Below are 14,666 nucleotides of genomic sequence, written 5' to 3' on the forward strand. Positions count from 1 at the left end.
TTGGTTGATCACGTAAAAGTCTCCTTTCGGGATGTTCTTTACGGGGATAGCCGGGCTTACCTTTTCGGTCACTTTGCAGATTCTGCCTTTTTTCAGAGGCTCTTTTTAGGGACCCTTGCTGATGATCCGGAGTTTTTCCTGGGCCATCTGTCTGTACTTGAACCCTTCTGGGCTCGTCTTAAGCCTGAAACTTGGGATATCTCTTCTGCTGTCCACCTTCAGTCTTTTTTGGAAAGAGAAGAAGGATTAGGAAGCGCAGAAGATGCGAATTGTTTCCTGACAAAATGTTTAAAAGAAATGAGAGGAGGCCTGGGAAAGTTTTTGCAACTAGGGCCTCTTCAGGAAGTAGGCTTTCACTCTTTTTCTCTTTCAGAAGGAGACCGTAGGAAAAGGTGTTTGGAGCTTGCTCAAAGCCTAGAGAAGAAAGAATTTTCTCTGAGAGAGGCAACGCATCTTGGCTTTTTTTCTTTTCTCTCGGTTGCTTCTACTGAGCTAGGATGGTCCTTAATGGGAGTCGATCGCTATGGCAACAGCTTGCTTCATCTTGCTGCCCTTAATGGAGATATAGAAGCAGTTGAATTTCTCATTGAAAAAGGCTTGTCTTACTCGGCACAGAATCGAAAGGGACGTACGGCTTTCCATTCTGCTACTCTCTCTCGAAACTTATCTTTGATGCTTTTGCTTCTCGACTCTGGAGCAGATCCTCTCCAACAAGACCGTTTTTCAGAATCCCCTCTTTTTTTAGCAGCTCGTTTAGGTTGTCGATCCTTTCTAGAAGCCATTTTAGGTGTAAGGAAATTGCGTTCAGAACGCTTTCTTAAAGAGACCAATCGTGCAGGGCAATCTTTACTCCATTATGCTGCTCTCCATAATGGCGCCGATTTGGCTAACTATTTGATTTCCTTAGGCTTTTACGTGAACAACCCTGATTTTGTCGGAGAAACACCTCTTCATCTTGGTGTAAGAGCTGGGAATATGTCTGTATGTTCTCATTTACTCGCTAAGGGGGCCGATCCAGACAGAAAGAATGCAATGGGAAAATCTCCTCTCCACATTGCTATAGATGAAAATAAGTTCGATCTGGTCCAGTTACTTATTGATCACGCTGCGCACATTAATTCAGCCGATTCACTTGGGCAGACGGCCCTGCACCTGGCTATTATGCAAGGGTCTGTTGATACGGTAGAGACCTTGCTAAGGGAGAAAGCTGATTCTTCTCGCTTGACCGTCGATAAGAAGGCTCCCCTGCATTTAGCGGTGGAAAGAAACCAGGCTCGTTTGGTCGAGATGCTCTGCTCTTTTGGTGCTCCTCTTCTGACTAAAGATCTTTGTTTTAGAACACCCCTTCATCTTGCTTGTGAACTAGGGCATTTTGATTGCGTGGAGTCCTTTTTGGAGCATGTCCCTTCAGAAAAGATAGAGCCAGCTCTCCTCCAGACTAACCTTTCTGGAAAAAATCTCATTCATGCGGCTGTTCAAGGGCGGAATCCCAAAGTTTTAGAGAGGATTCTTGCTCATGAGAGGAGACCCTCTTTAGATGAGGCAGATTGTCAAGGTGTTACTCCAGTCCATTTGGCTGTTCGCTTGGGTGAGAAAGGCTGTTTTGATCTTCTTTGGAAGGCAGGCGCCAATTTTCTTGTTAAAGATAAAAAAGGCTCTTCTCCTTTGCACGAGGCGTGTCTTGCCAATAGACCAACTATGGCTAATAAGATTTTGGAATCACAACCCCAAACTCGTATCCAGCAAGATTTACTTGGTTCTTTGCCTCTCCATTTGGCAGCTCAGCAAGATTCTGTTGCCTGTTTAGAACTGCTTTTGTCTGTGGCCCCAGAAGATGTCAATCTTCAAAATAGTGAAGGGCAGACTGCCCTACATCTTTGCGCGGCCAAAGGTTTTGTTTTGAGTATTCGAGCGTTAAGTCGAATAAAAGGCATCCGTGCAGACATACCAGACCGAAAAGGTCAAACACCTTACGATCTGGCACAGGCTGCCGGAATAAAAGAGGAGATAGAGTCCCTATTTCTTTGAAGGGAGGATAACGTTACGACGATTTTTTCCTGTAGGATCGGCAACGAGGAGCAAGATATTCTGCTTTCCTGCTTCTCGTGTTGCTAGTTTTCTCTTGAAGTCGAGAACATTATGTACCTTGTTTAGATCGAGTAAGATGATCAGGTCACCGAGGTTAATACCACTTTTGGCTGCTGGGCTCTCGGGCGCAACTTCCTTGACGCGAACACAAAATTCTTTCTTGCCGTTGTCCAAGATCAATTCGTGATTCTCTAGGAGAAGACCGAGTTCATTAATATTTTGAGCTCCATCTGTCGTGATTTGATTGTCAGCGTCTAAGACAACGGTTACATCTATTAGTTTGCCATCTCGGAAAAGGGTAACGGTAACCTCAGATCCAGGCTTGTGAATAGAGAAAATCTTTCTTAGTTGTTGGAAGTTCTTAATGGTGCGTCCGTTAACTCTTAACAAAACGTCCCCAACTGCCATCCCAGACCTCTGAGCAGCAGAACCTTCCATGATTTCCGTAATAATAAAACCCTCTGGTTTATCTAATCCGTAAGCTTCTGCTGTTGTTGGTGTCATTTCTTTGATTAAGACACCAAGAAAGCCTCTCCGTACGACGCCCTCCTCAATCAATTGCTGTGTAATACTGCGTGTCAAATTACTCGGGATGGCAAAACCAATACCAATAGAACCGCTGCCGTTATTACTTGCAAAGGCAGTGTTCACACCTACGACCTTTCCATCCACATCTAAAAGAGGTCCACCAGAGTTCCCTAAGTTAATAGCGGCATCTGTTTGGATGTATTCCTCAATCAGATTGAGGTTCAAATTTTCTCTTCCCTTTGCGCTGACTACACCCATGGTCACAGAGTGTGTCCATTGATGGGCATTCCCTATGGCAATGACCATCTCACCAATTTGGAGTTGATCTGAGTCCCCTAGTTCTAAATAAGGGAAGTTTGATCCTTCGACCTTGATGACGGCCAAGTCTGTATCAGCATCGACACCAACAAGTTGAGCCTCTCGTTCTTTTTCTTCTCCGTAAAGGAGAACTGCAATCTTATCCGCATTTTTTACAACGTGTGCATTGGTCACGGTGTAGCCCGATTCGTGAATAATGAAACCTGAGCCGAATGCAAAAAGGTAAGGTTCCACCTTTTCTGGAGGGGCCTGTCTACGAAAAGGGGACGGCTTCTGCTTTCCAGGAGGCCCCATAGGCAATCCAAAAAAACGATTAATGAATTCTTCATACATCATTTCTGGAGGAATATCCTTTTGCCCATCGGGATGATACGGATCAGGGGAAGTACTGTAACAACGTACAGAGACAACAGCTGGAATGGATTCTTTCGTGATAGAAGAAATACAGTTGGAAACCTGTTTCAACAAAGAACCCGAATCAGTTCGCCTTGAGTGCAGATCTTTGTGCACTGCTTCTGCACGAACTCCAAACAAATAATTTCCAAGGGCAAAGGGAAGTCCTAGGGAACATGCACAGAGAGTAGCGATGACATGTGACCTCCTCAAACGATTTTCAACCATACGTCCTCCAAAAGAGTGTAGTGAATATCAACGAGGCAAGTCGATCGAGGATCGACCTAGCCCAGATAACATTCTGATTAGGAACGAACCAATACGTTCCGCGTTGGTTAGACAAAGACTATCCTCTTCCTTTGTTGTGCACAACGTCTCTTGAAGACGACATCCGATCATCCTATGACCATTCTGTGCGAAAGATCGGGCCATGTCTGTTTCCGAGTTCAAGATAAGTTCAGGATCGGAGCAGTCAAGAAAACGAGAAGCCCACGTCTCTTGCTTTGTTGGGCTCTCAGCGCCTTTATCTAAGACCAATCCATGGTAAAATTTTCCCTTTAAAGACAACTTTTGCAAGGCGAATTGGGGAGTAGATGTTTCCCCCTTTGTTCGCTCTTCCAAAATCCAGAACACTCTACAAAAAGAAGGATCCTTTGTCCATTGAATCACTTGAAGGGCAAGTAGTATTCCCCAAAAGAAATAAGTTTCTTGTTTTTTATTTCTGAGAGAGAGTCCCTCTTCTAGAGGTAGGTAGAAACAGACAGCAGGAAATTGATGGGCCGTCTTTTGATTATGTGCCCAAGTTAATCTCTTATTTTTTGTTATATCGTGTCCGATCTCGAATGTAGAGCCAAGAGAGTAGTTCAAAGAATCTCTGATCCACTCCTTTCTTTTTTGTTCAAGAGATTTGTCATTTTTTTCTGTATAGCGAACCCACGTTTCCCACATGGAGGCTATTTTATGGATTTTCTGTTTAAGAAAATCATTCATAAGTGATGCGGTGCACTCTTGTCCCATGTATTTGCCCTCTATAACTTAGGCGAAAAACTAGAAATCTGCGGCTCAAGATTTTTGTTTCTCCAGAACAGGAGCTGGCGCTCCAGATCTGCTAAAAGTTTTTCTCGTGTTTCATGAAGGAGTTGAGATCTTTCTAGGCAACGTTTTTCGTAGGAGAGACCCGTTTTGTTTTGGTACCATGTATGAAATCCTCTCATTTCTGGGAAGATGGGGCACTCTTCTTTTTTTAGCGCTTCTCTTTTCGCATTGCGAAGGGTAGCTTCCGTTAGCAGATCTGAGGGGATACTGCGAAAAAGGGATTGAAAGACGTGGAGTGTCTCTTTGACTTGGGGATCTCGGTAAGAGCTAAACACCAAAGAGTTCCAGTCCGTCTTATATGTTGCTGAAGCTCCGTAGGCCCCTCCTTTCTCTCGGATGTCTGGGATTAATCTTTCACCTTTCAAAAAAGCTGCCCAGAGTTGGGTAATAGTTTTAGAACAGAGATTTTCTTCGATAGGCATGGAAGCTGCGTGATGATGGACAGATGTAGGCCAGAAAAGAGTTGTGGTAGCAAGGGGATAAAGAGCTAAATCCACTTTTAGTGCTTCGTTAGAAAAGGACTCGTCTGCTTCAAGGCGCTTCAAATAATGGTCAAGTCGATCAAGGCTATTTCTTTCGCAACAGATCATGATGTCGGAAGGTCCACGTTGTAATAACCGGAATCCTTGTTTCAGAATAGACTGGGGCATGCCTTGTTTGTGAAGGAGACGAGTTGTTTCGTATGCATGCCAACCGTTCGTATAACTTTCTAAACGAGCCACTAAATTTCTTGGGGCACACGATAATTGTTCGACGTAATGGTGGGCTCGTTCAGACATTTGCATAGAGGTATCGCTGACCAATTGAGACAAAATTTGTTGGGACCGTTCTTCGTCTTTGAATGTAACGGCGTCTCTTGTTTCTACAATGAGGTCAACCGCTTCCTCTAAATGCTGCTCGAAACAACCTACATGTAATTGTAAAAAGGCTTGGATCTGTGTAGGGGATTGGGGCCAACAAGGCAAAATCACGAGACTTGTTTCAAAAGAAGAGGTAAAACGTTCAATCTTTTGGACACGTTCCAATGCCGTTTTTCCAGTACTGCCGTTTTTTGTTAAAATTTCTGCCCAGGCGGCAAGCTGAGAAAGCTGAATAGAAGAGTCTGTAATAGGAAAGAAAAGATCGAGGTAGACAAAACCGTTTGTTTGGGCTTCGAGATAAAGGGTGTGTGTGTTTTTAGAAGATTCTAAGGGTTTCCAGTCACTGTAAGGCAGCTTTTCTTCAATTTCGGAAAGGGGGGTTTCTGGGAGACAACTTTCGTCTCCTGGTTCATTTTGTAATCGTCCAAGTTTAGATAAGTATTTTTCGTTTTCTTTCCAGTCCTTTGCGTCTAGTTTGGAGACTTTTTCTTCAATGAGGAGAGAGAGCGCGGTTTCGTGGGCAATGTTTAGGTTGCTTTCTGGAACCAGTAAAGTACTTGCCCTTGGAATCTTCCCTAAGAGCCTTGTTCCAATGTTTTTTTGAATCATCCCTTCTGATAAAGCGTCTAGTGAAGCCAAAACGGGCTCAGCAGAGATGAAGTCTGAAAATTGTCCTCCCCAAAGAGAAGGAATAGCTCCCCTGAGGAGGAGTTCTAATCCATAGGAGGCCCAGTCTGCTGTGATTTCTAAGCGTTCTGCCAACAGTTGGTTTTTAGCACATTCTATTTGGTGCAGAGGAATGGGACCGTTTTGGATCTCTTGTAAATAATCAAGGACTATTTTTTCACATTTATGAGCAGAGTGTTCCTCAACGCCGTACAATTCTATCATGAAGACAACGTAGGCTAAATCCTCGGTAACCGATCCGGAAGCTTGAATACAAAAACCACTTTCAAGGAGCTTCTCTGAGAGAAGGGCTCCGTCGTGACCCACTAAGAGTTTTTCAAAAATGTGTGCTAAAACGGAGAGAGAGGGATCTTTCACTTGCCCTAAGACCCATGCCATTCCAAAGATTTGTTCAGCTTGATTTTTCTCCCCTGGGTATGCCACAGTGGTGTAAGGGATCGTGGAGATAGAGGCCGGTTTCGTAACTGGAGTTCTGGTTTTCTGGGGAATGCTTTGGAAAATGTTCTTTTCCAGGAAGGCCAAATGTCTTTCAATAGGGATATTTCCATAGAAGCAGAGAATTGCTTGTTCCAGACCGTAGTGCTCTCGATGGTAGGTGCAGACCTCTTCATGAGAGAGTTCTAAGATGGAGAGGGGTATTCCTCCTGGGTCAAAGGCGTAATGCGTGTCTGGAAAAAGTTGAGCCTTCAAAGATTCCCAGAGGATTGTTTCTGGTTTGGCGCGATCACCTTTCATTTCGTTAAAGACAATACCCTTCGCCTCCCATTTCTCTCCGTCCATTTCTAGGCGGTACGCCTCTCTCAGAAAAACTTCCTTTTTCAAGCAGGGATGAAAAACAGCATCAAGATAGACGTCAAAAATACGGTAGAAGTCAGAAGCAATCTTAGAAGATGCGAAAAAACAAGTGTAATCATCTCCAACAAAAGCATTGCAGCAAGTTGGAAAGTTTCTTTTGCTTAAAGAAAAGAAAGGGTCAGAAATAGGATATTTTCTTGATCCTGCTAGAACCATGTGCTCCAAAATGTGAATGGTTCCTTTAGAATCTTTTGGTGGAGTGTGTAAGAAAATAGCAAATGTATTCTCATCGTCCTCAGAAGCAAGGTGATAAATAGGCATGCCTGTTATGCGATGTATATAATGGCTGAAGGTGCACTTTGGCCTTGTGATCTCTTCTTTCTGGACAAGAAGAAAATGCAGTTCTCCCATATCTGTACCTAAGATTTTTCATTTCGTTTTCATCGCTGATGAGTACAGAGTCTATCACTCGCTTGGACAGGAAGCAACCTAAGTGAGTACGGAAGTATCAATCGGTTACTTCGTGCATTCCTTTAATTCTATTTATTAATTTTCTTATGTCTTCTAGTAGCGAAATTAAACAAAAATGGCAGCCCACCATTCCTAATCATGATGAAGACGATGGATTTGTAGCTGGACCAATAGATACCCCGCATTATGTTATTCCAAGTAAGAGTGTCTATACCTTGGACGAAATTGAAAAAGTATCCTTGAGCGATTTGCAGGCATTAGAGGCACTTGTTGATCCTGAAGGAACTACTCCGTCAACATTGGCAGCTCAGATTACTGCGGCTCGGAAAGAGCGGGACTTATTCTCTCGCTTGAGAAGAATGAGTGAACCCAGCCCAACTGAACCTCTTATTTCCATAAGAGATTTGGTAGAAAAGTTACTAGATGCTTTTGCTGCTCTTCTTAAGGCAAAAGGAAAAGAAAGATTAGCTAACTTGATTATTTTACAATTTCGTCTGGAAGAAGCAATCAGTGACCTTATTCTACAAGTTAGAGAGGTAAGAGAAGCTTCAATTCAATTACAAATGTCGGATTAAAGAGCCCCTTTTTCCTAAGAGCCGTTCTGGCCGCAATTGGATGCAGTTTTTGCACAAGTATAATAGGAAACTACGTTGTCTTCAGCAGATTATCTAACATTGCAGCTGCCCTTTCTCATGCCTTAATTGCAGGCATAGGGCTAAGTATTTATCTGCAAAAGGTTCATCAGATACAGTGGCTATCTCCTGGAATTACCTGTCTCTTTCTTTCTATTTTTAATGGTTTTCTCCTTGCTACAGCCGGCAAAAAGAATACAGCCAACCAAGAAGCTATGGCTACCGCCATATGGGTAAGCTGTAGTGCTATTGGATTAGTTCTTCTTTCCAAGACCCCTTCAGGAGGACAAGAGCTAAATCGTTACATGTTGGGAAACATTTTGTGGGTCTCCAATGGACAAATCAAACGACTTTTCATCTTGAGCTCGTCTGTCCTCCTTTTCTCCTCTTTTTTCCACAAACAAATCCTTTGCAAAATTGTGGAGGAAGACCTTGCCTCTCTTCAAGGAATTTCTACTAAAAAGTTGGATTTTCTCTTGATGGTCTTTCTTTCTATCACAGTCTCTACCCTTACGATTATCTTTGGAGGGTTGCTTGTCATGGCATTTCTCCATCTTCCTGCATTGGCTGCCGGAAAAATCATTAGAAAAAACATTCCCTCTTCGATAGCATGCACCTTTTACATTAGCGCCTTCTCTTCTCTTTTTGGACTCTTTATTAGCCTACACACCAATACCCCCCCCACTGCTTCCACTTCCTTATTGTTAGCTATCCTCTACGTAGTGGCCGAAGTCTATAGTCGATGGAAACCTAGGTAAAGCGTAGAAAAACGTTTTCTTTCTCAAAATGCTCAAGTAGCCGAAGAAAGAAGGCATGATTAACATGAATAAACGTATTGTAATCTTTTGATAAGACATAAAAGACAACACGAAAGGTCCAACCACTTCCTTTAAGACTGGTAATAACGGCGTATTCCATCTGGACATTCTCAAATTCTCCTAGAGTTTTCTCACAAAAGGCTTGTATCCCTTTTATCTTTTCGACTTCTGTCTCAGGAGAGATCGTAAACTCTAAAAAAGACCTTCTTCGACTCATTCTTTTAAAATTTTGCAAGCAAATCGAAGTCAAAGAAGAATTCGGCATGACAAGGAGTTCTCCTGAGACAGATCGAACGTGGGTCGTTTTAATGCCCACATACTCAACAGTCCCCACTTGATCTCCTGCCCTAATCGTATCTCCAACTTGAAAGGGCACATCCAACGTTAAGACGAAAAAATTGAAAATATCTCCTAATACCTTCTGAGAAGCAAAAGCAATAGCCAAGCCTCCTACGCCTAGTCCGGTAACAAGTGCCGTAATATTAAAATTCAAATTATCTAGAGCAAGAACAGCACCGACAGACCAAACGACAATTTTAACAATCATCGTAATTGGTCCAATGAGATCTTCTTCGGCTGCTTTGTAGTTTCTCCTAATCAATCTCTTAAGCAGACCCACAAGGAGAGAAACAGCAAGAGAACAACCTCGAAAAAAGATAAGAAACCATAACCCAAAAGAAATAGGCCTATCGAGCCAATAGGTAAATTGTAACTCTTTACACGTCAGATAAAGAATGAGTGCTCTCAAAAAAGGGAGAACATGTCCCATAGGAGACTCAAGGACATGATGAAACCATTCTGAACGAACCCGCTTCGAAAAAAACTGGACAATGAACTCAATGACACGGAAACTGACGATAACCAGTGAGAAGATGGCGAGATCCTTGATCAAATCAACGTAATTTGTCCTGAGGATCATGGCATAGACCCATTGCGCGTACCTCATCAAACTCTCTAAAGCCATCATCTCTACCTCCCTGCAAGGAATGGACTTTCAGCTTAATCCGATTTCTCGCGGAGTGGTAATCTGAGACAGAGAAAAAATCAAGAGTTATAGATACAAGAAAGACATGAGCTTTCTATTATGTTGTTTTCTACAGGTTCTATCTTGGGCCTGTTTTCTGAGGCTTTTGAAAAAAAAGTCTAGCTTGGAATCCTCTTTACGAGAAACAGAAGTTACATTAGCGGTCTTACAGGAAAGGTTAGCCACAAGAGAAAGCCTTTGCGAAGAACAAAAAACAGCCATTTTAAGACAACAAGAAGAACTTGAAAGCCTAAAAGCTCTCCGGGCAACCTTAGAAAGAGAAAGGGAACTCATTCGCAATGAACTAGAGATGCAACTGAAAAAGCTTTCTGATCAAACTCTTCGAACGGCACAAGAGTCTCTTTTTCATCAATTTAAGGCACACTGGAACACAATCGCAGAACAAGACAGACAGGATTGGAACAAAAAAGAACTCTTAATCAAGCATCTACTGCAACCTGTTCAAAAAGAATTAGAACAGCTCAAATCATCCCAATACTCTTCCCAAGAAGCTTGGATTACAAACTGTAACCGTCTAACAGAACAAATCAAGTCGCAAGTCCATCATTGTCTAGCTCTGCAGCAAGAAACAAAAGAATTACGTGATGTACTTAAGAATCCAAATCTTAAAGGCAGATGGGGAGAGCTTCGCCTAAAAAGAATTGTCGAAATTTGTGGACTGGTCCCCTACTGCGATTTCGATGAGCAAGAAAGAGAAAAAGATGGAAAAAAAAGACCGGATTTAACTATCAAGCTCCCAGGAAATAAGTCTATTGTCATTGATGCAAAAACACCAATTCAAGAGCTCCTTGACATCTCGAAGATGGAAGAACCACAGAAAAAGTCTAAACTGAAAGAACATGCTTCTCAGATCAAAAAACATGTCCAAAATGTCATCAAAAGGGATTATTGGGATATACAGCTTACACCCGTCTTTGTTATTATCTTCTTCCCTACTGATTCCCTGCTTGGGGCAGCAATGGAAAGCGATCCTTCACTGTTAGAATGGGCCGCTCTTCAAAACGTTATTCTTTCTACCCCTTCTACCCTTATCGGCCTGCTCACAACGATTTCTATGTGTTGGTCACAACACAAAAACGCTGAAAATAGTGAATTAATTCGTAAAAAAACAATGGATATTCTAAAAATCCTTTCCCTTTTCTTACAAAATGTATCTGGCTTAGGAAAAAGCATCGAAGGAGTTGTTGAACACTTCAATAGGTTGCTTAAAAAGGCACAGACAAGCTTATTGCCACATTTTGACGATTTAAAAGAGCTTACCGGACAAGTTGAACATAAAAGTCTCGAGCTGAAAGAAATCAGTAAAGAAGTCTGTTCTTATCCTTCGAGACCGCTTATGTAGAGAAGAGTACGCTCATAGATAGGAGAAAAATCGTTGTTTACTTTGGATAGGGAAAGAGACTCTTGGAAAAAGGACTTTGCAGATGCAATATCTTCCATCTCCAAAAAGCAGATTCCTGTCCTAAAGTGTCCAAAAGGAGACTCAGGATGGAAAGAGGACCAAAACTGATAAGCAGTAGTTGCCTGAAAAAAATCTTTGTTTTTTTCTAGGGCCAAGCCAAGAGAAAAAAGATATTTATCATTTCTAGAGTCCAACATATAAGCTAACCTAAAGTGCTTAATAGCATCTTCATAACGCCCCTGCTCATAAGCTTGGTATCCCAACGCATAAATGCTCTCAACCTTTTCTTGAGAAAGATCAACGGACTCATATAAAGGAGGGAGGGTTTGAATCACTCCAATTAGCTCTTTGAGAGAGGGTGCATTTGTCGTCTTCTGAGCAGAAGCAGACTGAAAGAACTTCTCCAAGGTAACTGCATCGATACCTTCTCCTCCTAGGAAACTGCTATATTGATTTTTAGTGGATTGTTTTTTTTTCTTTTCTTTCGTCTTCATAAAATTAAACTCGTTGTTCATTGAGGTAGAAAAACCGCTCATCCTGATTTATCTTTGAAATTTGCATAGAAAAATTTCCATTTGCAACTTGCAGATCAGAGACAAAATTGATGGCTAGGGTAGAATCTGCTAATGGTTTTTGACTTTCTTTTCGAGAAATCAAATCTATGGCCATATTAATACCTCTCTGAATGATAACCTCAGCATCTGACTCTTTGATAAACACAGAGTCTAGTATACTGTTATCAAATTTCAATACGCCATCGTCATAAAAAACAGCTGATTTAATACGATCATCTCCCGATAAAACAGACATAATAATGCCCATTAATAATGCTAGGAGACGTGCTAATAAACGAACTTCTTCCGCAGTTACAGTTTCTTGTTCACTCTGATTCTGCACAGTTGCAGACAACAAATCTGTTAGCACATTGGATATTCTTAGCAAAGATTTCCACCTAATGCGCTCACATTCTGCAATGACATTATCTTTAAATGATTCAAAGAAAAAATCATCATCTTTTATAGCAAAGAGAATTGTGTTCAGCAAACTCATAGCTGCCCTCCCATTCGCCTCCAAGACAGCTCTAAAACGTTTTTTCCATTGATAATTTTCAAGATCATCGGGACTATTTACATATGGACTTCTTTCAAAGACAGCAAATGTTTCATAGAGATTTGCTGCAATAGTTTGCTGAAAGCCATAATCGAGATCATTATACCTAGTTGACTCGATGTAGCCAAAAGCAGCAGAGCTTGCTGGGGAAAGGGTGATGCGAGCCCATTCATTCTGTAAATAATTATAGGTTGAAGAAAAGAAAAACATTTCTAATAACTGCAATGTAGCTACACCATATTTTGCTAGTGATGAACCTGCATGTGCAAAATCGAAGTTAAACACATTATGAGTTGTTTCTTCTCCAACTGTATCTCCACCAATCAAATAAGCACTTGTGCCAGATGTAGAATTCTCTTTTAACCATTTTCTAGAGTGATAAAGCGCTGTAGGCTTGGGAATGATTCTATACTCTGAGAAGGAATCATTTACGAGAAAACTTGCCGAGCTAAACAAATCGAGCGGATAAGTCCAAAATCCCCATTCCTTTGAATGAACCAAAGGAATGACAGATTCTCCTCGATTGCGAATGAAAGCCCTTCTAGTTGACCATTCGCTAGAACTAGTCCAACTTCCAATATTTCCTGCCGAGATATCTGTTCCTGACGAGGTATAAGCTGTAGCGTGCTTTCTAATATTAGTCCCCCATTGGTGACGAGCATAAGAATCACTATCAGACAAAAGACCTGCAATTCCGGGATCCGCATCAGCTGAAGCACGAGCGTCAGGATTCATGAATCTACGAGCTTCATAAGTCCACAGATCTGTTCTTTTGAGTCTAAGATTGGTTCCATTGTGCTCTTCTATAAGAGCGAAGTGTTTATCACCTACATTCAAAGTCGCATCCCAGTTTCGCGTCAAATTCTCCCAAGGAGTGAGATCGTATATGGTATCGTGGTTAATCGAATGTAAGGATGAAAGATAGGTAGGATAGACATTTATGTTAGGTCTACGAGCCCGATAAACATGAGGATCACTGATACCCGAAGACCTCAAAAAAGAGACTACAACAACATCATTAGTTTTGTATGACTTGTTTGGCTCCCAAGTAGGTTGTTGCCAATTACTCGTATAATTAGATAAACCGGAATAAGGTGCCTTAGAAAATTCCGTCTCACCTGTATACTTTGCTTTATGAAAGACACTGTCAAAGAGAAACAGGTCCCCTTCCTGAACAGGCAACCCTGGAGCCCAGTGCCTAGCAGTAAAACGAGTATGTTCCTCACACAATGCACGATCAATATCTCGATAAGCATGAATCATCTTAAACTTAACTCTGTCAAAAGTGGACTTAAGCACTTCCATTCTTTCTCCAGAAATATGAACACGATGTGTTCTGTCGCCTATCTCTTTTCTTAATGGAGAAAACCCAGAAGAAGCAATGTCCCTTAATTCTTTCCATGCATCTCTTAAGTCAGCCACAAGTGTTGATCGAGTCCCAGGGAAATTTTCCGACTCCTCTGCCCTCTCAAAAAGAGACAACTTTTCGAACAGCACCTGTCTCCTTTCCTCAGTCCAAACGGAATCCACTTTAGAGACCCCTGTCCCAACTGCCCAATAATCTGCACCAAGCAGCACTTCTCGCACTAAGGCAAGCAATGGATAATTATCCCAAATTTCTGGGAAGGCAGAATCATTAACGAATCCAGGAAAATCATTGGAGGGATCTTCAGTTGGACCAGATGGATAGGTAATACGGAATAATAAAGAACGCAAAGTACTGACAACGTACTGAAAATCTCTAATATGAAAGTGAGGCCGACCATCTGGAAACTCCATCTGAACAGCATAAGCTCTCTTGAATAGCTTTAAAGCATGAAAATAAACTTGTCCTACTGTAAAAGTATATATATCGTTCTCAGCAACTGTCCCACCCAATGTGGTTCTGCCTCCTTGAAGGATTGTTCTGATAAAAAGCCAAAATTCCTTCATTGTCCTTTGAGCACTTAAACCACGCCAAACAGGTGCAATATAATTTCCTTCCGACTCAAAAATGTCAGCAGCATCACTTGTAAAATCCTTAAGTTTTTGTATGTACGAGTGTGTTGCTTCTTTGTAAGGAGCTACGACACTACTCAAAGCATCAACATGCCTTCCAATAAGAGCGGGAGCATCTTGTAAAGATAACATACCACTTATCCCACGAAGAGCCCCCTTAAAAGATTTAGGAGAGATGTAGGCCTTCAAAAGATCCGTTAGCAAAAAACGAGAATACAAAAGCGATCCTAAGGCATCTAATTGTGTCCTGACTTTTTCGATATCCATTTCAGAAGAGGCATTAAATCTTGCTAATTCTTTTTTGAAAGAACTCCAAATTTCATTAAAAATATGAAAAGGGGCAGGCATGGCGTAGTCAGCGTCAGACATATTTAGCCAATACTCACACAATGCACGATCAATATCTCGATAAGCATGAATCATCTT

At 41.7% G+C, this 14,666-nt stretch carries 10 protein-coding genes; 4 read left to right on the forward strand and 6 right to left on the reverse strand.

The genetic code is table 11. The annotated features are described in order from the left end of the window. Positions 1 to 2,028 (forward strand): ankyrin repeat domain-containing protein, encoded by a 2,028-nt coding sequence (locus HAT2_RS02935; RefSeq protein ID WP_114544525.1) that lies wholly within the window; start codon positions 1 to 3, stop codon positions 2,026 to 2,028. Here the strand turns inward: HAT2_RS02935 and HAT2_RS02940 are convergent. Genes HAT2_RS02940 through HAT2_RS02950 form a run of 3 tightly spaced genes read right to left on the reverse strand, consistent with a single transcriptional unit; the run spans position 2,017 to position 7,175 of the window. Further along, on the reverse strand, positions 2,017 to 3,555 hold the full coding sequence (locus HAT2_RS02940) for a trypsin-like peptidase domain-containing protein (RefSeq protein WP_114544526.1): 1,539 nt from the start codon (positions 3,553 to 3,555) through the stop codon (positions 2,017 to 2,019). The genes HAT2_RS02935 and HAT2_RS02940 overlap by 12 nt on opposite strands. Before the next feature lie 27 nt (positions 3,556 to 3,582). Beyond that, positions 3,583 to 4,344, reverse strand: coding sequence for a hypothetical protein (locus HAT2_RS02945; protein ID WP_114544527.1), 762 nt, complete (start codon positions 4,342 to 4,344; stop codon positions 3,583 to 3,585). A gap of 11 nt (positions 4,345 to 4,355) precedes the next feature. Then, the gene (locus tag HAT2_RS02950) at positions 4,356 to 7,175 is read right to left on the reverse strand and encodes an insulinase family protein (RefSeq protein ID WP_114544528.1); all 2,820 of its coding nucleotides are present in this window, start codon (positions 7,173 to 7,175) and stop codon (positions 4,356 to 4,358) included. A 146-nt stretch (positions 7,176 to 7,321) separates the two neighbouring features. Here HAT2_RS02950 and HAT2_RS02955 point away from each other — a divergent pair, with 146 nt between their 5' ends. Together HAT2_RS02955 and HAT2_RS02960 are read left to right on the forward strand one after the other, a co-directional pair. Next, positions 7,322 to 7,810, forward strand: a complete 489-nt coding sequence (locus HAT2_RS02955) for a hypothetical protein (RefSeq protein ID WP_147267506.1) — start codon at positions 7,322 to 7,324, stop codon at positions 7,808 to 7,810. Further along, positions 7,792 to 8,625: a metal ABC transporter permease gene (locus tag HAT2_RS02960; RefSeq protein WP_114544530.1), complete on the forward strand. Its 834-nt coding sequence runs from the start codon at positions 7,792 to 7,794 to the stop codon at positions 8,623 to 8,625. Before HAT2_RS02955 ends, HAT2_RS02960 begins: the two co-directional genes overlap by 19 nt. Here HAT2_RS02960 and HAT2_RS02965 read toward each other — a convergent pair. Beyond that, complete coding sequence (locus HAT2_RS02965; RefSeq protein WP_114544531.1) at positions 8,618 to 9,652, reverse strand: mechanosensitive ion channel family protein; 1,035 nt, start codon at positions 9,650 to 9,652, stop codon at positions 8,618 to 8,620. The two genes, HAT2_RS02960 and HAT2_RS02965, sit on opposite strands and share 8 nt — an antisense overlap. Positions 9,653 to 9,815: 163 nt before the next feature. On the opposite strand from HAT2_RS02965, the gene HAT2_RS02970 reads away from it, so the two are divergent. Next, complete coding sequence (locus HAT2_RS02970; RefSeq protein ID WP_181860340.1) at positions 9,816 to 11,072, forward strand: DNA recombination protein RmuC; 1,257 nt, start codon at positions 9,816 to 9,818, stop codon at positions 11,070 to 11,072. Here the strand turns inward: HAT2_RS02970 and HAT2_RS02975 are convergent. Both HAT2_RS02975 and HAT2_RS03875 read right to left on the reverse strand, forming a co-directional pair. After that, positions 11,048 to 11,626, reverse strand: coding sequence for a tetratricopeptide repeat protein (locus HAT2_RS02975; protein WP_181860341.1), 579 nt, complete (start codon positions 11,624 to 11,626; stop codon positions 11,048 to 11,050). The two genes, HAT2_RS02970 and HAT2_RS02975, sit on opposite strands and share 25 nt — an antisense overlap. A gap of 4 nt (positions 11,627 to 11,630) precedes the next feature. Beyond that, positions 11,631 to 14,666: hypothetical protein (locus HAT2_RS03875; RefSeq protein ID WP_181860342.1), on the reverse strand; the 3,036-nt coding region annotated here is incomplete at its 5' end.

This window comes from Candidatus Similichlamydia laticola (assembly GCF_003339615.1).
Lineage (GTDB): Bacteria > Chlamydiota > Chlamydiia > Chlamydiales > Parilichlamydiaceae > Similichlamydia > Similichlamydia laticola.

What these genes read in the sequence shown, in the direction of transcription:
- HAT2_RS02950 (WP_114544528.1), bottom strand. Translation starts at nt 7,175, where the DNA reads ATGGGAGAACTGCATTTTCTTCTTGTCCAGAAAGAAGAGATCACAAGG.
- HAT2_RS02955 (WP_147267506.1), top strand. Translation starts at nt 7,322, where the DNA reads ATGTCTTCTAGTAGCGAAATTAAACAAAAATGGCAGCCCACCATTCCT.
- HAT2_RS02975 (WP_181860341.1), bottom strand. Translation starts at nt 11,626, where the DNA reads ATGAAGACGAAAGAAAAGAAAAAAAAACAATCCACTAAAAATCAATAT.
- HAT2_RS02940 (WP_114544526.1), bottom strand. Translation starts at nt 3,555, where the DNA reads ATGGTTGAAAATCGTTTGAGGAGGTCACATGTCATCGCTACTCTCTGT.
- HAT2_RS02945 (WP_114544527.1), bottom strand. Translation starts at nt 4,344, where the DNA reads ATGGGACAAGAGTGCACCGCATCACTTATGAATGATTTTCTTAAACAG.
- HAT2_RS02965 (WP_114544531.1), bottom strand. Translation starts at nt 9,652, where the DNA reads ATGATGGCTTTAGAGAGTTTGATGAGGTACGCGCAATGGGTCTATGCC.